Source organism: Neobacillus muris (assembly GCF_943193175.1).
In the GTDB taxonomy this organism is placed as follows: domain Bacteria; phylum Bacillota; class Bacilli; order Bacillales; family Cytobacillaceae; genus Neobacillus; species Neobacillus muris.
The window spans coordinates 75,165-99,582 of the sequence record NZ_CALPDF010000008.1; the positions used below are offsets into that span (position 1 = coordinate 75,165).

At 43.8% G+C, this 24,418-nt stretch carries 20 protein-coding genes; 3 read left to right on the top strand and 17 right to left on the bottom strand.

Features of this window, described 5'->3' with window-relative positions; genetic code table 11:
• Positions 1-249: 249 nt before the first annotated feature.
• The 3 genes from NFS43_RS08300 (at position 250) to NFS43_RS08310 (ending at position 2,346) form a co-directional block, all read left to right on the top strand.
• Positions 250-459, top strand: a complete 210-nt coding sequence (locus tag NFS43_RS08300; protein WP_251551190.1) for a hypothetical protein — start codon at positions 250-252, stop codon at positions 457-459.
• Between the two features lie 19 nt (positions 460-478).
• Positions 479-664: a hypothetical protein gene (locus tag NFS43_RS08305; protein ID WP_251551191.1), complete on the top strand. Its 186-nt coding sequence runs from the start codon at positions 479-481 to the stop codon at positions 662-664.
• Positions 665-954: 290 nt separating this feature from the next.
• Positions 955-2,346 (top strand): amino acid permease, encoded by a 1,392-nt coding sequence (locus tag NFS43_RS08310; protein ID WP_251551192.1) that lies wholly within the window; start codon positions 955-957, stop codon positions 2,344-2,346.
• Between the two features lie 154 nt (positions 2,347-2,500).
• Here the strand turns inward: NFS43_RS08310 and NFS43_RS08315 are convergent, their stop codons facing one another.
• The 17 genes from NFS43_RS08315 to NFS43_RS08395 form a co-directional block, all read right to left on the bottom strand.
• Positions 2,501-3,988 carry an amidase gene (locus NFS43_RS08315; RefSeq protein WP_251551261.1) on the bottom strand — a complete coding sequence of 496 codons (1,488 nt, stop codon included), beginning with the start codon at positions 3,986-3,988 and terminating at the stop codon, positions 2,501-2,503.
• Positions 3,989-4,256: 268 nt separating this feature from the next.
• Positions 4,257-5,231, bottom strand: a complete 975-nt coding sequence (locus tag NFS43_RS08320; protein WP_251551193.1) for a P1 family peptidase — start codon at positions 5,229-5,231, stop codon at positions 4,257-4,259.
• Between the two features lie 3 nt (positions 5,232-5,234).
• Positions 5,235-5,786 carry an ECF transporter S component gene (locus NFS43_RS08325; RefSeq protein ID WP_251551194.1) on the bottom strand — a complete coding sequence of 184 codons (552 nt, stop codon included), beginning with the start codon at positions 5,784-5,786 and terminating at the stop codon, positions 5,235-5,237.
• A gap of 21 nt (positions 5,787-5,807) precedes the next feature.
• On the bottom strand, positions 5,808-6,650 hold the full coding sequence (locus NFS43_RS08330) for an energy-coupling factor transporter transmembrane component T family protein (RefSeq protein WP_251551195.1): 843 nt from the start codon (positions 6,648-6,650) through the stop codon (positions 5,808-5,810).
• Positions 6,634-7,530, bottom strand: a complete 897-nt coding sequence (locus NFS43_RS08335; RefSeq protein WP_277613914.1) for an energy-coupling factor transporter ATPase — start codon at positions 7,528-7,530, stop codon at positions 6,634-6,636. The genes NFS43_RS08330 and NFS43_RS08335 overlap by 17 nt, the downstream gene beginning before the upstream one ends.
• Complete coding sequence (locus NFS43_RS08340) at positions 7,531-8,382, bottom strand: energy-coupling factor transporter ATPase (protein WP_251551196.1); 852 nt, start codon at positions 8,380-8,382, stop codon at positions 7,531-7,533. It lies immediately after the preceding gene.
• A 76-nt stretch (positions 8,383-8,458) separates the two neighbouring features.
• Positions 8,459-9,916, bottom strand: coding sequence for an aldehyde dehydrogenase family protein (locus tag NFS43_RS08345; RefSeq protein ID WP_251551197.1), 1,458 nt, complete (start codon positions 9,914-9,916; stop codon positions 8,459-8,461).
• Between the two features lie 3 nt (positions 9,917-9,919).
• Entirely contained in the window at positions 9,920-10,660 is a 741-nt protein-coding gene (locus tag NFS43_RS08350) for an SDR family NAD(P)-dependent oxidoreductase (RefSeq protein ID WP_251551263.1), read from the bottom strand.
• Complete coding sequence (locus NFS43_RS08355) at positions 10,660-11,745, bottom strand: tartrate dehydrogenase (RefSeq protein ID WP_251551198.1); 1,086 nt, start codon at positions 11,743-11,745, stop codon at positions 10,660-10,662. The genes NFS43_RS08350 and NFS43_RS08355 overlap by 1 nt, the downstream gene beginning before the upstream one ends.
• An 87-nt stretch (positions 11,746-11,832) precedes the next feature.
• The gene (locus tag NFS43_RS08360) at positions 11,833-12,543 is read right to left on the bottom strand and encodes a FadR/GntR family transcriptional regulator (RefSeq protein WP_251551199.1); all 711 of its coding nucleotides are present in this window, start codon (positions 12,541-12,543) and stop codon (positions 11,833-11,835) included.
• Positions 12,544-13,004: 461 nt separating this feature from the next.
• Positions 13,005-17,468, bottom strand: a complete 4,464-nt coding sequence (locus tag NFS43_RS08365) for a coiled-coil domain-containing protein (protein WP_251551200.1) — start codon at positions 17,466-17,468, stop codon at positions 13,005-13,007.
• Positions 17,446-18,192: a DUF6063 family protein gene (locus NFS43_RS08370; protein WP_251551201.1), complete on the bottom strand. Its 747-nt coding sequence runs from the start codon at positions 18,190-18,192 to the stop codon at positions 17,446-17,448. Before NFS43_RS08370 ends, NFS43_RS08365 begins: the two co-directional genes overlap by 23 nt.
• Positions 18,193-19,704 (bottom strand): hypothetical protein, encoded by a 1,512-nt coding sequence (locus NFS43_RS08375; protein WP_251551264.1) that lies wholly within the window; start codon positions 19,702-19,704, stop codon positions 18,193-18,195.
• A complete protein-coding gene (locus NFS43_RS08380) occupies positions 19,695-20,768 on the bottom strand; it encodes a Wadjet anti-phage system protein JetD domain-containing protein (RefSeq protein WP_251551202.1) in 1,074 nt (357 codons plus the stop codon). Before NFS43_RS08380 ends, NFS43_RS08375 begins: the two co-directional genes overlap by 10 nt.
• Positions 20,769-21,066: 298 nt before the next feature.
• Complete coding sequence (locus NFS43_RS08385) at positions 21,067-21,855, bottom strand: enoyl-CoA hydratase/isomerase family protein (RefSeq protein ID WP_251551203.1); 789 nt, start codon at positions 21,853-21,855, stop codon at positions 21,067-21,069.
• 422 nt (positions 21,856-22,277) lie between these two features.
• Entirely contained in the window at positions 22,278-23,453 is a 1,176-nt protein-coding gene (locus tag NFS43_RS08390) for a GNAT family N-acetyltransferase (RefSeq protein WP_251551204.1), read from the bottom strand.
• A gap of 119 nt (positions 23,454-23,572) precedes the next feature.
• Positions 23,573-24,259 (bottom strand): N-acetylmannosamine-6-phosphate 2-epimerase, encoded by a 687-nt coding sequence (locus NFS43_RS08395; RefSeq protein WP_251551205.1) that lies wholly within the window; start codon positions 24,257-24,259, stop codon positions 23,573-23,575.
• Positions 24,260-24,418 lie beyond the last annotated feature (159 nt).

Here is a 24,418-nt window from a genome sequence, read left to right on the forward strand (position 1 = left end):
AGAGTATCACCTCAAAAACGAACAGCACCGAATTGACGATTGGAGCGCACGCAGCCAATAATATGCTGTTAGTGAGAAAATACAAATATACCAGACTTTAAAAAGCTGTCAGGCACCTTGCCATTTCTGCAAGGTACTTGGCAGCTTTTTGCCGGTAATTAGATTTTTGTTTATCCTAAGCCCCTAGATGATCGTGGAAATTTCTAATTAAATTCAGGAATATTTTACCAATTAATTCCACCCTATTTTATGAAAATTAATAGAGTAATAAAACAAAGGGGGAAAACCTATGAAAAGGAAAAAATCTTCAAGGATGGTAACGTCCTTGGCAATCGCAGGTGCTTAGTGATTCCAACCGTAGTTTCGGCACAATCATTGCCGTCTAACGGGACTGAAGCTTCCAAAAAGCATGTTTCGGCCAACACCCAAACACCCGCCAATAAAAGAATTGTACTTTAATTTATGGGGCAATGCTGACATGTTCACAAGCAATGGCGGCGGGATCGATGTATCCAATATCAAAGTAAATGGAAAATCTGCAGACTACGATGTGAACGGAACGGCCTTACATATTACGGGAGTTTCATTAAAGAAAGCAGCTCAAGCTAATGTTAGTATGGAGTTTTCCGCAGCGGTTTTCTGCTTCTTTGTGCCGTCACAATAGGATTGGCTTCAAGACCATGCCAGCGCGGGATCATTTCCGGCAGGAGAATTCCGGGTGCCCTGCACCCTTAATCGCTAAAGAAACTCAAGTTTTTATTGAATACGGCCTCCCATTTCAAATGTGACGTATTCGTAAAAATATTTTTGTAAGTTCATATCATTTATTTCAATCAGATTAGCAATAAGCAATCTTTGTATATCTCCATATTTTCATCATAGCTTTTTTAGTAACCTTAAAACCTCATACAAAAAAATAGGTTGTTACTTTTAAGGTAGAAATGGAGGACATCGATGAAAACTTTTCTGAGAAGGAAGTCCATTAGCCAGTTACAAAAGGAAGGCACAAGTAGTGCAGGTCTGCAACGTGTCTTAGGATTATGGCAGCTGACCGCCATCGGGTTAGGAGGAATCATTGGTGTAGGAATTTTCGTACTGACAGGAGTGGCAGCGGCAGAACAAGCAGGACCAGCCGTTATCCTATCGTTTATGATTGCAGGTCTTGCCAGCGCGGCAGCGGCATTGTGCTATGCGGAATTCGCTGGGTTGATTCCGGTTGCAGGCAGCGCTTATACCTATAGCTATGCGGTTCTGGGTGAAGGTGCAGCTTGGCTGATTGGGTGGGATTTATTGCTTGAATATACCCTGGTCATCGCAGTAGTAGCGATTGGATGGTCAGGGTATATGCAAGAAATATTGCACCAAATTGGGATCCATCTCCCCTTGTGGGCACAGGGGGCTCCAGGGACAGGTGCCGGCCATAAAGTCGACCTGATTGCAATGATCATCAGTTTGGCGATTGCCGGGCTGCTTACCATTGGGATGAAATGGGGAGCACGATTCAACAACCTGATGGTCATCATTAAATTATCCATCGTGATAGTGGTCATTGCAGTGGGCAGCTTTTATGTAAATTCCGCCAATTGGCACCCGTTTATGCCATTTGGTTTTCATGGCGTGATGGGTGGTGCTGCGCTCGTATTTTTCGCCGTATTCGGCTATGACACCTTGACCACAGCGGCGGAGGAATCGAAAAATCCGCAGCGGGACCTGCCCCGTGCGGTAGTCTTTTCCTTGGCGATTGCTCTCTGCCTTTATATAGGCATGTCTCTCGTGATTACCGTAATGGCCCCCTATGAAACATTAAATAATGCCGCACCGATTGCGAAGGCTTTTAGCCAAGCAGGTTTAAATTGGATCACTTTGATTATTTCTGCTGCCGCCATTGCCGGAATCTTATCGGTCCTGTTTTCCTTTATGCTCGCCGGTTCACGCATTTGGTTCGCGATGAGCCGCGATGGATTGCTTCCTAACTGGTTTGCCAAGGTCCACAGCAAATATAAAACTCCCTATCGGCCAACCCTCATTATTGGAGCGGTAACAGCGGTTGTATCCGGTTTAACGCCCATCAATGAGGTCGCTGAATTGGTGAACATCGGTACGCTGTCAGCGTTTATCCTTATTTGTGCATCGATCATGGTGCTGCGTGTTAAACAGCCGAATTTGGAAAGAAGGTTTAAAACACCGTTTGTTCCATTTGTCCCGATTATCGGAATTGGCTTTTCTATTTATCTGATTATCAGCCTGCCATCGATTACTTGGATCCGCTTTGTGATTTGGATGGTGGTGGGATTGGTCATTTATCTTTTATATGGCAGACGCAAGAGCAATCTTTCAAAAAATTAACACCCAGCAGATCTTATTCTGAGAACTTAATAGAGATCGACTTTTTTGCAGAATAATCCACTTAAACCGCGGGGACGGTTCTGATGGCTAAATATGATCAAGAAAGCCTTTGTATTGCCATTCTATATTACCAATAGAACCGTCCCCATGGATCTTATAGTTGTTTCGTCACTGCATCAATCGATGTTACGTGTAGAGCCGGTCGCCGGCCGTGGTTCCATTTACCATTGAGAGCACGTTCGATTTGGGCTCCCAGCTGCAGCAACAATCCATCTTCCCCTTGCTTTGAGAGCGCGTGAATTCCCATCGGCAGCCCGTTTTCAAGCACAGCCATTGGCAATGAGATACCCGGAAGACCGCAGAGATTGGCGATCGGAGTATAAGAGAAGATGCCCCAGAGATTATCAAACCAATCATAGACAGACGGATTATCACTGATGGTCAGATACTCCTTTGTGCCAACCAAAGGCGTAGGCCGGGCCATCGTCGGTGTAAGGATAATATCCCAGTCCTCAAAGAACGCGGCCAGCTTGCGGGAAGTATTGTTAAACACCCCTTGCATTTTAGCACGTTGCGTATAGGTGGCGGAACGGCCTTCTTCCCAAACACGAATGCACATCGGTTCAACCAGGTCCGCTGGCGGATGTTCTAAACCTTTTTGCTCCAACAGACCGATTATGGTTTGCGCAAAATTCATAATATAACATTCGGTTTGAGCCATGTAGACAGCACGATAGTCAATATCCGGAATTACCCACTCAACGTGATGTCCCAGTTCTTCGAGGAAGTGAGCCGAACGCTCTAACTCAGCTACAATGTGCGGAGTGGCCTGGTAATCTCCCCACTCATGGGATACGGCGATACGAAGTTTTTGTGGATCCCTACGGATGAGCTCCGAATAAGGCTCAGGCGGCATCCAATATGGCATGAACTCGCCTGGTGCTCCCCCCCTGCAATTATCCACAAAGACAGCAGTGTCACGGATCGTGCGTGTGTGGCAGCCCTGTACGGAGACGACTCCCATCAAGTCCGAACTGTAAGGGGCGACCGACAAAACACCACGAGACGGCTTCAATCCAATGTTGCCGTTTACACCCGCGGGAATGCGAATCGAGCCGCCGCCATCAGTGGCATGCCCAATTGGAACGATTCCCGCTGCTACAGATGCAGCCGTACCAGCTGAAGAGCCGCAAGTGGTAAAGTCGGGGTTCCAAGGGTTTCGCGTCACATAGACGTCAGGATTCTCGGCAGAACTGCATAGCCCAAACTCTGGTGTGGTCGTCCGGCCGATGATGTTAAGACCTGCTTGACGGATGCGCTGGGTTAGGTAGCTATCGGTAGTAGAACGATTTCCCCGCATCAACAGGGATCCCATTTCCTGGAGGCGACCTTTAATTGTGGGTCCCAAATCCTTCATCAAGAATGGTACGCCGGCAAACCCCCCGGCTGGATTGGTACCGTCAATCATCGGGTCATGGACCGCATCATCGAAGACCTCGATGACGGCACTAATCGCCGGATTTAAGGCATCGACTGCGAGGGCAACCTGTTGGGCAACCTCTTGCGGGGTAATGTGACCCGCTCGTATCAAATCGGCGAGACCAATGGCATCCAGGTTAGCCCATTCATCCCAACTCATCACTGATTTCAAAAAGTTTCACTCCTTCACATTTTGATAAAATACTAATAAAGTTTATTTTCTAATATTTGATACCCAATAGGAGGATAAGCGACCGCACGGGTAGTTTTTCCAAGCGCTCGGGGCTTAAAGTTAATTAGCTTACGGTCTCGTGATTTTCCCGAGAGTTCGGTCGCTAATAATAGGCAACCTGCTAACACTTCTTCCGGTGATCTATGAATGTAGAAATAGCAACAATCCTTTAGAAAAGAGCCTTATTATAAAAGCATTATCACCGCTCCGGAGAAAGGTCTTTCAATAAATCTTTATGAGCGATAATTCCTTTCACACTTTCAGCTGACATAACCGCATCAATGATGGCTCGTTCCATGACCTTTGCAGCCAGGGCGCCAATGACGTCAACAGGGGCCCTTAACCCTCCGGTGGCAACAGCAAAAATGGTATCGCCATCAAACATGGTATGGGCTGGAAAAATTGTTCTGGCATATCCATCCTGAGCCATCTGTGCCACCTTGGTGGCCTCCGCTTTGGTCAAATCAGCATTCACCGCGACCACTCCAATGGTCGTATTAGACCCTGCTGACATAGTGGGAAGATAGTTTTGTTCAAGAAGCTCGAGGCTATCAAGTATCTTGCCATCTTTATAGGGTCCAGCTAATATTCTATCAGAGGAAGCATCCCGGACATCACCAGCTGGATTGACAGCCACAATTGCACCAATCACAAGACCATTTTCCAAGGCGATCGATGCACTTCCGAGGCCGCCCTTCATGCAAAAGTCCGGACCGGCCATTTTGCCAACGGTAGCTCCACACCCCGCCCCAACATTTCCTGTGCTGAACTTTTCAGCTGTTGCCGCTTTTGCTGCTTCATATCCCATCTTTTTATCCGGTCTGACCTTTGGGTCGCCGCAAACAAGATCGAACAGGACCGCGGCAGGGACGATCGGCACCTTGGCAACACCCACATCCAAACCAATTCCTTTTTCCTCCAAAATTTGCATCACGCCTGTTGCCGCATCCAATCCAAATGCACTTCCGCCGCTTAAACAGATGGCATGCACTTTTTCCACTAAATTAACAGGATTCAGAAGATCGGTTTCCCGTGTTCCGGGAGCGGACCCTCTCACGTCCACTCCGGCAACCGCACCTTCTTCAAAAAGAATGGCTGTACAACCGGTTAACGCCAGCACGTTCTCTTTATTGCCTACTTTTACTCCAGGCACATCTGTAATTTGATGATGCATATCCTACAAATCCTTAGAGATCTTCGATTTTTGGTTTTTGCCGATTTGTTTCCAAGCCAATACAACGGCTAACGTAATAATGGTCCCTACTATTGCTTCTGGAATCCCATTGGTAATGCCAACGGTCCAGGCAACACCTACAGTAAAGTAGTTTCTGATGACTGCCATTACCAAAACAAGGACTGTATTGGTTAAAGTCCCGATAAACGCAGAAACAGCTACGGCAACGTACTCGTTCCTGCGGCGGAGTCCAACATAGACAAGCCATGAGACCACCCCAATAAATAACCGAGGTAATATTGCTACCAATGGATCCTTAAATAAAGGAACCGTTGCATTCAAAAAGGAGGAAATTCCAAATATGGCACCTACTATGAGCCCGACAACCGGTCCCTGCATAATCCCCCCGATAATCGCGGGAATATGCATGATGGTTGCATTCCCTGCTGCTGTTGGAACAGGGATATAGCCCAACCGGGTTACCCCTAAAAGAATCGCTACCGCACCCAGTACACCTGCTATCACGATATCGCGAACCGTTAATGTTTTTTTCATTTCATTATTCCTCCTTGTTTTTTAAATAGGAAAAGGATAAACAAACAACAAAATTGCAAATAGAAGTCCGGCAACTAAAGCAAGATAATCCCTTGCTTCTATACGATACGTGGTGTACGAGCTCCTTTCGCCCCCTGGTGTGTAACAGCGGGATTCCATTGCCAGAATCAGATCTTCCGCCCTTGATAGGGCGATATTAAATAATGGAATAATGATGGGGAACGTTTCTTTTGTTCTTTGAACAATTCTCCACCAGCCCCCGGTACCAAAGTCAGCTCCCCTCGAAGCTTGTGCTTTCATCATTTTTTCCATCTCGATGGCAAAGGTCGGCACGAAGCGAATCGCAATAGTGGTAATCAGGGAGATTTCGTGGACAGGAAACTTTATTTTCTTTAAAGGACTCAGTAAGCTTTGAATGGAATGTGTTAACTCTGTTGTGGAAGTTGCTAAGGTAAGAACACTACTTAAGAAGATAATTTCAACGAAGCGAACGGCCGAAACAACGACCAAGCGTATACTTTCACTGGTGATTAAGATAAACCCGTAATCCACATATACCTTGCCATGTGAAAAAAGCTGTCCTTGGAAAAGCAGCTGCAAAATAGCCAGAATGACAATGAATGGGATCGCTGGAATGATGCCCGATAGCCCGTAACGGATCGGGATTTTGGATACCAAGAATAAATAAAGCGATAGAACGAGACCAATAGCGTTTCCGATATAACTCGTATTAAGGGCAATCGCCAATACAAGAATTGTAAAAGCAAAGACTTTTACTCTCGGATCCAATCGATGGATGAACGAGCCGGTTGGTACATATTGGCCGATGGTAATCCGTTTGGATATTTCAAATTCGCTGGACATGCTTAGAACACTCCTTCTTGCAGGCAAGAACCTTGATAATTTCGTTGGCTGCTTCTGTAATCGAAAAAGCATCCGTTTTTACTTCATAACCAAGATCAGTTAATCTATAAAGAACCTGTACGGATTCTGGGGTGCCGATCTGATAACGCTGCAGTTTTTCTTTATCCGTAAAAATTTCTTTAGGGGTGCCGTTTAACACATCAGTTCCATCCGCCATCACATAGACCCGATCAGCAAGAAGTGCGACCTCCTCCATGTTGTGGGACACGAAAATAACGGTTAATTTTTCTTCCTTGTTTAACCGTTTAATTTTTTCCAGCAATTCATTCCTTGACCGTGGATCGAGACCAGCTGTCGGTTCATCAAGTACTAAAATTTTTGGCTTTAATGCAAGGATTCCCGCCAAGGCTACTTTACGTTTCTGTCCACCACTTAAAGCAAAAGTTTGTCTGTCGATCATTTCCTCGAAATCCAACCCAACAACGGACATGGCCCACTTTACGCGCTCCCTCACCTCCTTTAGCGGAAGACCGAGTTTGAATGGACCGTAGGCGATATCGTCACCGATGATCTTTTCAAAAATTTGATCCTCCGGGTTTTGAAAAACAAGTCCCACTTTCTGTCTCAACGTTTTCAAATTGACCTTTTTGTTTGACAGATCTTCCCCATCAATAAGGACCTTTCCGGATTCCGGACGCATCAGTCCATTGAAATGCTGGATCAAGGTCGACTTTCCAGACCCTGTATGGCCAATAATAGCGACACAATCCCCTTCTTCCACAAAAAGGTTGGCCCCTTTTAAGGCAACATGTTCCATGGGGGTTCCTTTCATATAGGTATGAGACAAATTCTCGATTTCGATGATTGGTCTGCCCGCCAATTAGCTCACCTCCTCTTTAGATAATTTCACCACTTCTTCTATGAATTCACTTTCTTGGATGATATTCTTTGAAAATTCGGCAAAACGGTTGTGGATCATCTCAGCCATTTGACTGACAGCCGGAACTTCTAATTGCAGCTGCTCTAATTCCTGTTTATGCTTAAAAATTTCCCGCGCTGGGCCGTCCATGACAATCTGTCCGCCTTCAATAACGATAATTCGGTCTGCCTCTGCAGCTTCCGACATATGGTGGGTGACGGTAACAATCGTCATCCCCTTATCGTTCATTTTTCTCATCACCTGAAGAACTTCTTTTCGCCCAAAACTGTCGAGCATACTGGTTGCTTCATCAAACACAATGCACTCCGGACGCATCGCCAAAACACCAGCAATCGCTACCCTTTGCTTCTGTCCTCCAGAGAGGTGATGTGGCGGCCTGTGGCGGAACTGGGACATTTTGACGATATCTAAAGCTTCATCGACTCTCTGTTTCATTTCATCTCTTGGAACGTTAATATTCTCTAGTCCAAATGCGACGTCCTCCTCCACGATGGTCGCCACAATTTGGTTATCAGGATGTTGGAAGACCGTGCCGACCGTTTGACGAATGGCTCGTTTCTGATTGACATCCTTCGTGTTATACCCATGAATCCAGACATCCCCGATGTCCGGGGTTAAGATTCCGTTAAGGTGTTTGGATAAAGTGGATTTTCCTGATCCATTGTGGCCAATAATGGCTACATATTCTCCAGGGAAAATCGAAAAATCAATATCCCTAAGGACAGGCACTTTTGTTTGTTCATTAATTTTGTAGGAAAACGAAACATTTTCTAAACGAATAAGGGGCTCCATTTCATTCTCCTTTCAATTTTTATAATTTTCAGGAATCAAAATCCGCTTTGATATCCCCATTACGGTTGTAACACCCTTAGTATTTCAAAGCTACATTCTTCAGTTGCGTATAATTTCGCAAAGCCTCTAACCCTTTTTCTCGGCCAAAACCGCTTTTTTTGTATCCTCCAAATGGCTGCGCCATACCGCCACCTGCCCCGTAATGATTGATGAATACTTGGCCGCATTGGAGCCCGCTAGCAACTCGGTGTGCAAGGCCGACGTTTTCCGTCCATACGCCAGCAACCAGTCCATATGGTGTGCCATTGGCAATTTCGACAGCTTCTTCTTCTGTTTGGAAGGTGGTAACGGTCAAGACAGGGCCGAAAATTTCCTCCTGGGCAAGAATATGGTCCGCAGGAACATTATCCAAAATGGTTGGCGGAAGATAATAGCCTGCTTCACACCCATTTATCTCCCTTCGCTCTCCTCCAGTAAGGATCCTGATTCCGTCTTTCTTGGCCAGATCAAGAAAACCTTGGATGCGGTCAAATTGCTTTTTGGAGAGCACGGGTCCCAGGTCGTGATTGTCTATTCCGGGTCCGATGGAGAGCTTCTCCATGGCTGCCGCAAGCTTCTGGACGAATTTTTCTTTTATGGACTTTTCAATAACTAGACGGGACCCGGCAGAACAAGTCTGACCGGCGTTTTGAACAATCGACTTCAGCACCCACTCCAGTCCCAATTCTTCCTGACAATCTGCAAAGACAATATTGGGGGATTTTCCACCAAGTTCAAGGGTTACGGGAACGATATTTTGTGCCGCTGATGCCATCACCCTTTTCCCCGTATCGACTGAACCTGTAAACGTAATATGGTTGATTTCAGGATGACCTGAAAGTGCCGACCCTGCTTCATGGCCGTAACCGGTGACAACATTTAAAATACCTTTTGGCAGCCCTAAAGGCTCCATGAATTCCACTAGCTTAAGCGTCGTTAACGGGGTATCCTCTGCTGGCTTCAGAATGGCAGCGTTGCCAGTGGCAATGGAAACAGCAATGCTTCGTGCAGCTATTTGCAATGGATAATTCCACGGAATAATATGGCCGATTATCCCGATGGGTTCACGGACCGTGTAATCGATGATCCCTGGTTCCACTGGAATCGTTTCTCCAAAAATTTTATCGGCGATACCTGCATAGTATTCAAAATAACGGGCCGCAATCTCTACATCCATAGCGGATTGATTCAGTGGTTTTCCGACGTCCAATGTCTCTAATCGGGCCAATTCTTCTTTATGCTCCCGGATGACTTCCGCTGCCTGAAAAAGAAATTTCCCTCGCTGGTATGGATGAAACGTCCTCCATTCCTTTGAATGAAAGGCTTTTTTGGCAGCTTTTACGGCGAGGTCTATTTCTTCCTTGTCTCCCCTTGGGACATAAGCCAAACTAGAACCGTCCGCTGGATTTTTTACATCTATCAATCGATCTTGTTTAGGAACTACCCACTTACCGTCAATGTAACAGCCACGTACTTGAGCATCGACTGCAGTCACTCGTTAAATCCCCCTTCCTCCATCTACATTTAAAACTGCACCTGTCACAATGGATGCTTCACTTGAACACAAATACACTAAGGAGTTGGCGATATCTAGAGGATCAATCAGCCTGCCCATTGGAACACTCTTCTTAAAGACGGTCTCTTTTGTTGACTCGATATCCGCATCCTTTGACGAAAATTTCCCAAGCATACTCGTATCGGCAGGACCTGGGTTGACCACATTGACCCGAATCCCATACTCAGCTAATTCAATGGCCAATGCTTGTGAAAAGGAAACGACGGCTCCCTTTGAAGCGATATAGGCATTTAAGCCAGGCCTAGGTCTTATCATGGAAATGGATGCAACATTGACAATGACGCCGCCCCCTTGCTGTTTCATAGGAGATACAGCAGCACGGCAAGTTAGAAATGGAGCTGTTGCATTAACCCGGATAATCTTCTCCCAATCTGCTAAACTCACTTCCTCAATCGGTGTGGCCGCCTGTGCGATCCCTGCAAGATTGACAAGCCCGTCTATCCGCTCAAATTTCCTCAGAGCTAATGAAAAAACATTCGAAACTTCCTCTTCTTTTGTTAAATCCGCTGCAATCGGCAATAGAGTTTTTGTTTCCTCTACCCCGTCCACATTTAGATCAACAGCAACAACGAAGGCTCCTTCTTCTATAAATCGTTTAACGGTTTCTTTCCCCATGCCTCCCTGTGCACCGGTAACCACCAAAACTTTATTTTCCAAGCGCATCATGATTGCCCCTCCTTTACCAATAGTAATAGTTGGATTGCTTCCCGTATGGCAGATCCCATGTCCATCGTCGTTGCACTTCCGCCTAAATCGGGTGTCCGTACTTGTTTTTGCACGAGGACCCGCTCAATAGCTGCCAAAATAACGTCTGCTAAATCTTTTCTCCCCAAATGTTCGAGCATAAGAGCTGCCGACCATATTTGGGCAATCGGATTGGCAATGCCTTTACCCGCAATATCAGGAGCAGATCCATGGACTGGTTCAAACATCGAAGGGAATTCTCCTTCCGGATTTAAATTGGCAGAAGGAGAAAGCCCGAGTCCTCCTACAATCGCGGCGCCTAAGTCACTTAAAATATCCCCAAACAAGTTGGAGGCCACCACGACGTCGAGCTCCTCCGGTCTCATAACAAAATAGGCGGCAAGTGCGTCAATATAATAGCTTTGCAGCTGAACAGCCGGAAACTCTTTTCCTACTTCCTTTACCGCCTCATCCCATAGTTTCATGGAATGGACGATGGCATTGGATTTTGTCGCGCTTGTAACCGTGCTTTTGCCGTGCTTTTTCGCATAGTCAAAGGCAAATCGGGCGACCTTTTTCGTCCCGGTCCTAGTGATAACCGTATTTTGGATCGCCATCTCCTGTTCCGTGCCTGGGTACAATCGGCCGCCGCTATTGGAGTACTCGCCTTCCGCGTTTTCCCTGACAATCGCAAAATCAATCGTTTCCCCTTGATAGCGGCCAGGTACTCCCTTCAATAATTTAACCGGCCGCAGGTTGATATACTGGTTGAAACGTTTTCGGATCGGCATGATCAGCTCCCATACCGTCACATCATCCGGCACCCGCTTATCCCCGATGGCACCGAATAATATCGCATCATAGTTTTTCAAGGTATCAAGGGCATCTTCCGGCATCATTTTTCCATTTACCAAGAAATACTCGCTATTCCAATCAAATGCAGCAAATTCCATTTGAAAGGAAGGATCCAGCTTTTCGAGAAGTTCAAGCACATGAACGGCTTCCTTCACGACTTCCGGGCCGATTCCATCTCCAGGGATTACAGCAACTCGATAGTTAGTCATATTTCATCCACCTCTTATGATTTGAGATCTTATCAATCTAAAATGAAGGGCTTACATTATAAGAATGGAACTAGGGCACTTCTCGTTTTAATTCTCTGATTCAGCCATTTTTGCGGAAAACACCTTTTCAGGCAATTCAAGATGGTTTCGCATGATGAAAGAAGCCTTTCTGCTATTTCTATATAAAATTTGATAATAGATGCTTTCATGTTCCATTAAGATCTTTTCAATCACGCCCGGAACCTGAAAAAATTTGGCTATTTCTGTGCGATAACTATCAATCAGAAGCGTCGTCAATTTTTGGAGGACTTGATTATTGGAAGCTTTGGCAACAGCGATATGAAATTCAACATCCCACTTGGCAAAAGTCTCATAATCATGTAGGCTTTCCTTCATTCCTTCGATCGTTTTTTCTATTTCTAATAGATTGTGATGGGTTCTTCGTTTTGCCGCTAATGAGCTTGTTTCACTCTCAACGATTTGTCTGGCTTCGACAATTTCAAGGAGGTTATTGATATTATGAAAAATGAGAGAGGAAAATTCAGGAGTAGTAAACGTTTCTTGTTCGGTTTTATTCAGGTAGGTCCCTTTTCCTTGATGAAAATGGATGATTCCGACTGCAGATAATTTGGTCAGTGCTTCTCGAATTACAATCAAGCTGACCTGGTAACGGTTGGCCAATTCTTTCTGGGAAGGCAATTTATCACCATATGTATAGAGGCCATTTTCCACATCTTTTAAAAAGACTTCAATCACATCATCGACGAGGGATTTACGTTTAATTGCGATGGTTTCCACCTCCCTTTCACTCTTCATATGATATGATAACTTAAGAGTATTTTATTAACATAATTTGGAATTGTCAATATATTTTTAATTATCAAACTTCTGTTTTTGGTACAAAAATTTCTCAATATATTAAAACTGCACAACCAATTGTTAGCTGTTGTCTAACAATTGGGATGCAGTTTTTTTGACGACGTGGTTTTTCTTATTTATTAGAATTCCTCAGAAAAGTTGGTTTAGCCTTCTTCAATCAAAAAAGGCATCCCGAAACGACCATTTCAATTCTTGAATCGTTCTTTCGATCAGCATTGTTGACCTTTGGGCGGTTAATTAGGCACTGATTCCCTTGCTTCCGGTATGAGGGTCCGTTTTGGCAAAACCGCGAGAACCGCGGGGACGGTTCTGATGGCTACATATTATCAAGAAAGCCTTTGGTATTCAATTTTACCAATAGAACCGTCCCCATGGTTCCACTATTGAATAACTTCCTCTCCTTGATAGATGCGAAATGCGGGAACAATCGTGTCTGAAACGATTTCTTTTCCTTTTTCACGAATGAAGTCCAATTTATAATAGGCATCAAACCGTTGGCTGATTTCTGTTTTCACTAATTCAGGCGGTGTCACAACGATGAATTGAAATTTCAGTTTCTCGGCAACAGCGAAAATCGGGTCAAGAACATGTGCCGAGGCTGCCTGGCCAAATGGATTATCGCAGACTAACGGCACCCAGCTTTGATCCGTTTCCCCTTTCACCGACAATAACATCATCATCATCACCATCCGAGCCGATAGCTTTTGTCCGCCGCTGCCGTCCGACTTCGTCTTCGAGCCTTGATTAATCGTCTGCCAGGTTGAATAATGCTCTCTTTTTGGCTTCCCGTACATAAAGGTGTTATCTGTCCGCATGTTATAGACGAGCAGCTCCGGATAGCGATTCCTGAGCGAGACAAATAAAATTTGCTCATCACTGATAAGCTGCTTGATTTCTTGTTCTAATAGTAGATTGTTATTATCAATAAGATCAAACTGTTTGGTAATTTTGTTAATGGCAGCAACAAAATGCTGCTTCAGCAAAGGCTCGATCTCTTCCGCCCGTTTCGGCAAAATGTCCTCTTTCAGCTGGACAAGCGGAAACGAACCTCGTTCATTTTTCAGCTTCATTTTCGCAATCATCGACCGAATCGATTCGGAAATGCTCATTACCTTCATGCTGGCACGGCTGGCCCAGAAGTTTTGCGCCTTTTCAGCTCGTTCTTTGTCACGCTCTAATTGCTCCAAACCGCTTTGTGAAAAACGCTTCATATTTTTGACAATCGTTTGAATATGTGAATAATGCCTTGTATCCATATGGTCAAGCGTGGTTAATACTTCATTTTTAAAACGAATCTCCCAATCTTTCCCTTCAATCGCCAGCTTAAGATTGCGCAGCGATTGTTCGATTTTCGCATGCTTCTCTTGGGCTTCTTCCTGAATGGCTTGATGCCCCTCACACCAGGACAAGATACAAGCCTTCCCTTGATGCTTAATTTTTTCGACATCCTGATCCGTGAATGCAGCAGCATCCTCTTTTAGAATAACGGATAAAGTTAACAAATCGCCTTCATAACCAGTAATAGCCGCTTCTGTATCCTTTAATCGTTTTTCCGCCTCCTTTACTTCATCCTTCGCGATCTTCGTTTGATCGTTAATTTCGACAGCCTTCACTTCTAAGTCAAGGTCTTCCCATTCTTTAGGCTGTTTATCGTGCTTGGCAGCCTTCTTGGCTAACTTTTCACGCTGCTCTTTCGAATGCTCTAAAGAGGTTTCTGCAACAGTTACGGCCGTCCCCTGGTCACGCTCCTGTTTTTCTGCCGTCTTTGCTTCCTTTTGGGCGGTTTGCAGCATATTTTCCAAGATACTAATCGGTTCATCTGGTTCAGGCGTTTCCTTCCAGCTCTCCTGATAAGCCATCAGTTTTTTCTCCAGTTTCTTTTGCTGCTTTTGCTCTGATTCTCTTTTGGCTTGAATCACCAATAATTCACTAGCTTGCTCTTCCTTTGATTTTTGCAGCTGCTTTAACTCCTCGATACTCCCCTTCATTTCTTCTAATAAATGGTGGGAAAGCCGTGGAACTTCTTCACTTGGATTGGCCTTTTCCTCTGCAGGAAACGCTGCATCCTTAATAAAAACGGAAATTTCCTTGATCGTTTGTTCGAGGGTTAGCTTCCATTCAAAATAGGTTTGCTTCCACTTGCTTTGCAGGTCAGCCATCGTTTGCTGCTCGTTACTTATTTCCTTTTGTTTGATGGTCAAAGCTTCCTTTTGTTTCTCTTTGTCTAGCTTAGCTTGTTTATTCTCTTGATGCAGCGCTTTTTCTTCCTCAAATGTCGTTAAGGTTACTACGTCGGCTGCAAGCTCTTTCGATTTTCGTTTCACCTGCTCTAACTGTTCTTTAATCTGCCCCTGTGATTCCTTCTCTTTTTCCTCCTGTGCACTGATTTCTTGTAGTTTCACTTGCTCTGAAAGAAGAAGATTCTGCTCCTGGCTGAGCGTTCTTTCGAGATCCACCGCAAGCTCACTTGATAGGAATCGGTCGATATCTTTTAACATATGACGGAGGGACGACTCGGTTTTCTCGATTTCATCAAGCGTTTCTTGCTTTTCTTTGATTTGTTTAGCAATCTGTAATTTCCAGTTGATGAAGTGATTTTTATCCGCTATGAGCGCTTGCTCGTTTCCGTTCATGATGACAAAGGAAGCTTGATCCTTTTCTTGGTTCATTTCCTCACGCAGGAAGATCGGAACAGGGCTATTAAACAATCTTCCCGATAGAACTTGCTGATTAATTTTTTGCCATTGAGGCTGACTGACCACCAGCCCATACGGAAGGAGCGGATAGTCCAGCAGGGTTTTCGCTAAATCCTCAGGCGTTAAGGATTGGAGGAATTGGGTTCCATAGAACACATCAATCCCCGTTTTTTCATCAATCCATTCCTTTAACTCTTTCACATCCTTATTGGCAATCCAAAAATGATCATCATTTAAGGAATGGTCGAGCTGTGTTTCCCATAGCTCTTTTTTCACTTTCTCCGCCTGCTGCTTATTTTGGATTAGGAGTTCTTCTATCTGAAGCGAATATTTTGATAACAGCGCGTGGCCTAACGGAACCGTGACATCCTCTAGTAAACCGCGAAGCTTCTCCACTAATGATGCTTCCTTTTGCAACTGTTCTTTATGGGCTTGCTGCAGATCGCTGCATTTTTCTTCTAAAAACGTAATCGATTGAGCAAGAGTTCCGTGAGATGCAGCCAGCTGCTTTTGCTTTTCTATTGATTCATGTTCTTTCGCAGCCAGCTCTTCTAGCTGAGCGTTTTTGGCTTCCACTTGTTTGGATAGACTTTCGATATACCCCGTTAAATCATAGGTGATGCGGTCACCAAACTCGTTTGTAAGGGCCTCTTCCTTCGTTTCGAATGTATCGATTTGCGAATTGAGACGATCCAGTTCTGTCGCAAGCTGCGCCAGTTCCATCGTCTTTTGTTTCTCCTGCCGCGTCAGTTCGGTTTCAGTTTCCTTTAAGAACCTTTGATAGCCGGCATACTGCGCCATCGCTTGCTGGATCGATTGGTAAGCATTCTCCCATTGCCCGAAGGCCTCTGTTTTGATTTCATCCATTCGTTGATTCACCTGCACTAAGCCGCTATTCTGTTCCAATTTGGCCATTTGCTCGGTGAGGGAGTGAATCGTTTGCTCGTATTCAAACCACTCTTTTAAAATCGTTTGAAAGGCCAGCTCGTCTTTACGCTCCTGTTTTCCCTTCAAATGTTCTTGTAAAGAGGTGTGCTTGTTCCGTTCAGCCGCTAATTTCTTCTCCCAATCTAGTACCTCTCTATGGGCTTTGGCGAACTCCAGGTTGTCTTTCTGAAACCGTAAATCGGCTTGCCTGATGGTTAGGTTTTCCATGTCTTTTTCTAAGGCAAGGAGCGCTTCCTCTTCTGTTTTCTTCAAATGCTCCAATGCACCAAGTAGCTGCCTTCCTGCCTTACTATCCGCTTCGATGATTTCCTTATGTTCGATTCCTTTTGCCAGGTGTTCTTCAAAAGGAATAATATCCTCTAAGAACTCCTTATGGGCTTGCTCCCGTTTTAACAGGACAGGCAGGTCCTTCGCGATACTTGCCTGACTCTTGAAGATCTCCACAAGATCGTTCTTTTGATGCTCCGTTCGATGCAGCACTTGACTAACTGTTGGAATGATGCGTTTTTGGAACAAGGAATGATCATCCTCTGCTCCCTCAAAGTATTTTCCAACACCGCCTTCATCCTTGTTAATATCCTTCAGAATATCCCAGTCTTTACGATTAATTCCGTATGTATCAAGAATGCGATAATGCTTCTTCGTATCTCGGTAAACATCATAGCCGTTCCATTTTAAATAGTCCTTCAATACCTCAGTATCCGCCACTTCCTCATTTTCATAGAGCGGAATATGCTCGAGGGCTGCCTCTTCCTTCCGTTCAAACTCTCTTGTATAAAACGTAAACGTAGGGAGGATTTTTGCTTCCTGTTCCAATGTCCTGCTCTCATTCCCCGTTTCTTCACTCATAGAGATCCGCTGTTCAGCAGAGAACATTCCCCCGGTAACGAGATGACGGCGGTCCGCCCCATCTAATTCCCACTGAACCACCACATGGAAGGTATAAGGGATAAATTGCTCCTTATTATTAAAGAAGAATTGCTGATAATAGCGATTGTTCTGTTTTCCCCATGCTGTTCCAGGTTTGAGAATTTGGAAGATGGTCTGTAGAAATACGCCCTTCCCGCCGCCGTTCATCATCGAAATGAGGCCATTGGTTGAAGTCTCCTCATTATGGAAGTTAAACGTAGTATCTTTATATTGTTTTTGCATGCCATCGTATTTCAGGCCCACAATTCTAATTCGATGAATCTTCGGCATGCCCATCCTCCTTTACTGTCATTAATTGTTTCAATAATTCATAACGATCATAATCATGGTACAAGTATTCAATCCGTTCAAAAAGCTCCTGCTTCGGAATTACCTTTGGAATATCTTCGCGATCCAAAATGACCACTAGCCGCTCCGTCTCCAATAACCGCATCGCGGTAGCAATTAATCCGATTCTCGTTCGGCGATTGGCTTTTTTCGCGCCATAATCATCCGTTTCTACTTCCATGTATTTCCACGTCGTCACAACATCCTTCATATCAATCCGTTCTTCTTCCCCAAAGTCAGGCTTTGCTTTGAGAATGGTCTCCCAATTCATGATCAAATCGTTGACCTGCCGTTCTAACGTGTAATAGCTAATTCCTTCCCGCTGCGAGCGAATTTTCGCTGCCTGGTTTCGGTCAATACCCGCTAAAAATGACATGATCACCACACTAATCAGATGGAAATGTTTTTTCGATTCGATTTGCTTATGCTTTTCCTTCATATGGGTAAAATTAGTCGCAAACACGGAGCCAGTGGGCTGGACGACCAATTGAATCCGTTTCGGCGATTCAATGATATAGGTACCTGATTCATCTGCTAATAAGAGAACTGTCTGTCTGACCTCCGGATCAAAATATGTCTGAAAGTGTTCACTATATTCATCGATCACTTTATCTTTTAATAATGTAAAATAGACAGCTGCCGCCTTCTTCATCGTTTCTGCACTCATTTAGTAAGCCTCCTGGATACATAGTTTAAAAGGAGTGATTTTCGTACGCTGCCACAGGATCGGCTCCGCCCGATGATCAAACATCGTATAGATTTTCGTGCCTTCAAACACTTGAAACTGCGGGTACTCTTTCATGAGTTTATATAGAAGAATTTCCCTTTCATCACTCAAGGTTTCTTCCTTCCGATGCAGTACTTGAACCTTCAGCGGCTTCTTGTCAAACATCATCCATAAATCAATCGTTTCCGATTCTTCAAGCCATAGATCTTGTACTTCTAATGGAAAGGTGGATAATTCCGCCAATGAAAACTCTCCCGTTGCTTGTAACTGTTGAAATACATAACTCCATGCCTTGCTAACAGAATTCCAGTCCGTCACCCGCATCTGAGTGATGCTTTCTTCTGTCTCCTCGTCGACAACGGCATCCACCACCTGTTTTTCATCGAATTCCTGTTCTCCCCATATCCAATCAAGCGGGAGGATGAATTCATTCTTAGGTGAAAATAACGGAGACAGTACTGTTTCGATTGCCGAAAACGAACGAATTCCTTCCTTCATGAACACATTTTCATAAAGATGTTCACGGAATGAAACCAAGCTATTTTCCCAAAACAAAGAAGGATTTTCCGCTTTTAATTTCATTTCATAAGAAATGTTTTGGATGACGAGCTTGGCAAACCGATCATGCAATTGCCTTGTATGGCCCACCTTTTCTTGGAGGAGATGCAATTCTTTTTGGATATCATCATCCTGCTCATTTCTCCGTTTTGTTTTTTCAATCATGCTCGTAATCGTCCGGAAGTGCGATTTTTCCTCATCAAATTGCTTTTCGATCTCAACGCGGTTATCGGCCCGCTGCATTTCTTCTTCCATTAATAAGATTTTGGGATTGTTGATCATTTCCTTTTGAAAGGAGAATTCTTTCGCCATTAAGCGGTTTACACGTGAAATGAGGTGATCGAGGTTTCGAGTTGCTTTACGGAAATTTCCGTTTTTAATCAGCTGCATACTGTACAGCTGCTCAATAGTGATGGAGAATTCCTCCGCCATTTCCCGGCTCATAAATATCATTTCCTGTGATACTTCGGTGAGTTTATAGACAATCGAACCGCCCAGCTCTAAATTGGTGTATAACTCATCCATTGTCACATACCGGAATACCTGCGTCTCCCAGGACTGCCTGATTTCATCAAAATAGAATGCTTCGAACGGTTGACTGTATTCTTCTTTTCCTGAATATAAAAGTCCGCTTGTCATCCGCTCAATTTGTTTATCGTCGGCGAGAAGCTTCATTTGTTTAATCGTATCTTCCACCATGTACTTAATATCTGACTTTCGTCTTTGATCATCATCATTTAATTCCCGATAAAAGATGGTGAGGAGCACTTGCATGAGAATCGTTTGAATATATGGCTTCAACTCGCCTACATCCATTCCCCTGCCAAGCTCGAACAATGGATTTAATCGCTGCATTCTTCCGGAGAAGCCTTCCCATGATTCGTTCACATCCATCGCCTCCATGATTCAATTGTCAGCACTTCCTGTGGAATCCGCTTATTTTCCTTCCATAATTGCAGGAGTATGGCTTGTTCCTCTCCGCTAAACCATTGAAGGAAGGTATCCCGGTAATAGGAATTTTGTGTTTGACCTTGCTTTTGATCATTTTTTTGTTCCACGCATTCGAGCATTTTTCGATAAATTTTTAAGGCAGGCTGAATGCAGCAGTCCGGGTATTTTTCAATCAGCCGAATGAGGATGCCGTACCCGGCGGCATCAAGATCACCTGCGTAATAAAACAGATAGTTTTTCGGCGGAAACAGGCGAAAGAAAAACGAGAAGCTCCGTTCGATTTTCGTCCCTTCCCCATAAATAATAAGATCAGGCTCATAATCCAACTGGCCTGCTTCTACTAATTGAATCGTAGTATGAAAGAATGATAGATTTTCGACGATGAGGATCCGCTGAATCTCATGGATGACTGTTCCTTGTTTCATCCAAAACACAAATGGCTCTCCATAGTTCACCATTTTAAGCTGTTCGGCTGTGATGCCCATTCTCGTTAAAAAGCCTTTGCCATCTGAAAACTGTTCGCCATCTAGGAGGAATTTTTCATGGCCAAACAGCTCCAAGCTTCTTTCTTCGACGGATACCCATTCCCGCTCCTGACTCGATTGTAAAAAAGAATAGATCTTTTTGATCCGATTCCATTCCTCTTCTGTTTGCCATTCGGGATGCCGTTCATAATAGGAGAAATCAAACAGATCACTTAATTTCATCATCTCCAAACGATCCCATTTAGAATTCTGGGTTTTGATATTCACCCAATAATATAAAGCAAGCGCTGGTGTTTTCCCGTTATATTGATTATTTCGTATCGGGATTAGCTGCCCTTCCTCTTGTAAGTTTTGTATAGTATTAAAAAATTGGGAATACCCATCCCGTTCAAAATAATCATCCATCAGCTTGCGTAATTGCAGTTCTAAATCATTTAGGTTGATTCTTTTTTTTTGACTTGGGTGTTGGATATCTGCAATAAACCCTCTCACCCGTGTTTCTATGATATCGATTGTGCCCACCTACTTACATCTTCTAAAGTCATAGGAATAACTTCCTGCTTTTCATACTGGTATCGTTCTATTATAAACTAATAGTGGATGTGAGGCACGCTCCGAAATATCAATCCCTTGTTGATTCATCACCCTTCAAAGCTCTGAGAATAAAGATAGGTGATATAATGTAGAAATTAAAAAAGACCGGACATGCTGTCACATGTCTGGTCAAGGAATGACCTTCCCCTTAATGTTAATAAAAACAGTGACATGATTCTTTTCACTTGTCACTGTTTTTTCAATTAACTAACGGCTAGGAATGGACCTATTCTCCTCGGAACACAGGCTTTCTCTTCTCAGCAAAGGCTTGAACACCTTCCTGAACATCCTTTGTTCCAAAACATTGCTTAATAAAAGCGTACTCTTGTTTTAGCATCGTTGTAAGATCTGTGTCAGGGCTTGCAGCAAGCAATCTCTTAGAAAGCGTCATTGCTACCGCCGGTCCTTCTGCTAATTCCCTGGCAAAATTCATCACCTGTTCCTGAAATTCTTCATCAGGGAATATTCGGTTCACCAATCCCATTCGTTCTGCTTCCTCAGGGTAAATGTCCCGGCCAGTTAAGATCAATTCAGCAGCCTTTGCCTGCCCGACCAATCGAGGTAAAAAATAACTCATTCCCGCATCAGGGCTGAGTCCACGGCGAATGTATCCAGCTGTTACCCTTGCATCAGCAGACATGAAGCGGATGTCACATGACAGTGCTAGTGCTAATCCTGCACCAGCCGCAATTCCATTGATTGCAGCAATAACTGGCTTATCACAATGAACAATCCCCAATGCTTGACGGCCAACCCAACCCAATTCATCTAATTTTTGATGACGAGATTGAGCATCTGGATTTCTTTTCGCATAATCACTCAAATCTAGACCTGCACAGAATCCTCGTCCACTCCCGGTAATAACAATGACACAGACTTCATCGTCAGCAGAAGCCTCTGAAATGGCCTGGATAATCTCATTACTCAGTGTATCATTTACCGCATTCAGACGCTCCGGCCTGTTCAGGGTCAGTGTACGTACCCCCTCTTTCGTTTCAATTATAATATGTTCCATTTCATTCCTCCTCAAACTCTTTTTATTTACTAACTATTCGGACTATTCAAAGTATAACACACTACTTATTTATCAAAAATACCAATCTTACAGATTAGTAGAGACAATGGCAAAGAGCCCCATACTCCCTCGGAAACCCATAAAACAGTATAGTAAAGATAGAATTCATAATTCTTGGATTGACTCACTAATCATAATGGCCTTTGTCATCGGAGGGACGAATATTTCCCCTGAAAATAACGTGCCGGTTTTTATATCAAAAAAAGAGATACAATCCCTTCCTTTCCGATCTAAAGATAGGGTTGTATCTCTTAGCGGCAGCGCTTCTAAACTCTATAAAAAGACAGACTTTTTTTGCAGAACAATATCATTGGCTTCTAAACTTTCCTTTGTACGTGGCAGAAGTTCCCTTTTATAATAGGTTAAAAGAAATCAAAAAATGATGACTTCGTTGTCGGGACCTTTTTTTCAAAAAGCTCTATTTCGCTTATAGATCCCTTTAAATAGCCCATTTCAAAAAGCTCCATTGGTCTTCTATAACCTAATAAAATGGCTGAAAGAGAATTGATCGTTAACTGAATTCCCTTTTTCGGTGGATGGGCACACTGGCCCCCCGTTTTTTCTTTATACACTTTCATTTCTCCATTTCCAAGAAAATAGCTCCCGTTATTCCATGGGGCAAATGAATCTTCAAGATGCAGGAATAGCGGTTCATTCTCATGTAAAAACGGAAGTCTTCGCAAAGCTTCCTCAGCATCCACCACTCTTGCCATAAAATAAGGTGTTACCTCGGTTTTCACCTTTGGCTGCGGGAGAAAATAAGGAAAAGGGTCCTGGCTGGCAAGATTAAGCGTCACCGATTCAACCATTGAGTCATGCTGGCATATAAAATTCCATAGTCCTATTCTGGCCTCGTGGTCAAGAGCCAAGAACTCTTCCACTTCCATTTTCCTTTGCTTGACTTTATAAAGAAGATAACCCTTTGGCTCATTCACGGACGTATAATAGACAGCCACCTGTGAGTCATCCTCATATACATGTTCTTTCCACCATTTGGTGTCCCGTTTTAACATTCCCGTATGCCTGATGCAAAATTGGTCATACATCTTTTCTATCGCTTCATGATGGGTCTGTTTGGAAAATCTTCTTATCCTTCCTGGCTGGGGTTCGAGAAACTTTAAGTTCATTTTTTCAATGATGATTTTTTTCTGTTCATTTAAGATTTCCCAGCCATATTTCCGATAAAAAGAAATATCAAATGGATGCAAAAGCGATACGATTTGATTGTCGTTTTTCAGGTGTTTTAGCGCATCCGTAATGAGGGCTTTTACATAGCCGGTCCTCCTGAATTCAGGGTAGGTCGCAACCCCAGCGATTCCCCCCATTGGCCATTCGGCTTCTTTCATATAAATAGTTAGTGGAATAATATGCAGTTTGGCTGCTAAACTGCTCTCATCCCATATTCCTAAAATTTTATGATCTTTTATCGCATCTACTCTAGCCGGTATGTCAGCTTCCTGAACCTTATATTGAAACGCATACATGGAAAGGTTTAGTGATTCTAAGTATTCCTTTTCCGTGAGTTCCCGAACCTGCATTAAGACCAACCCCTTTGTTTACTCCGTCTCAACTATTCTATGAATTTAATAATAAAATAATTTGCTGGTTTAACAACAAAATTTGGATAAGACTTTCACATCATTTCAGGTTTCACCTTTTAACGGATTGCTTCAATAAACCTCTTTGTGATCTCCATCGGTCTAGTAAAAGCAGATCCAACTACTGCCGTATAGGCTCCATGGTCAAATACAGCCTTTAGGTCATCAGGCGACCAAATACCGCCCTCTGCAATGACGGGGACAGGAATTTCTTTCGCCATTCTTTCAATTAAATCAAGGTCAGGTACATGATGACCTTTCGTGTAGTCTGTATAACCAATTAAAGTGGTTCCGACACAATCGAAACCCAATTCATAGGCTAATTTTGCTTCTTCAAACGTTGAGCAATCTGCCATAAAGAGCTGGTTAGGATACTTTTCCCTTACAAGCGGAAAGATCTCCTGAATCGTTTTTCCAACAGGCCTGACTCTGGCCGTTGCATCTAATGCAATAATATCTACCCCTTCTTGATAAAGGAGCTCGATTTCTTCAAGGGTTGGTGTGATGAACACATCTGATCCTTCCATAACCCGTTTGATAATACCGATAATAGGCAAATCAACATTTTTTTTGATTTCTTTGATATCTTCCACACTATTGGCCCTTATACCAGCAGCACCGCCCAGCATCGCAGCATAGGCCATTCTCCCCATAATAAATGGACTATGAAGCGGCTCTTCAGGCAATGCTTGACAGGAAACAATCAGTTTTCCTTTCATCTGTTCCAATACGTTATTTGGGTTCATTTTTTAGACATCTCCAATTTGAAATATTTACTCTTTCACTGTCCCAATGAAAGTCCTATGTACTCTATTTCTTCCAACGACAATCGGACTCCGATCCAAAAGGTCTTTACCGAGAGTTTAACAAGCCAGCAGCAAAAACTGCCAGTAATTTATATCCTT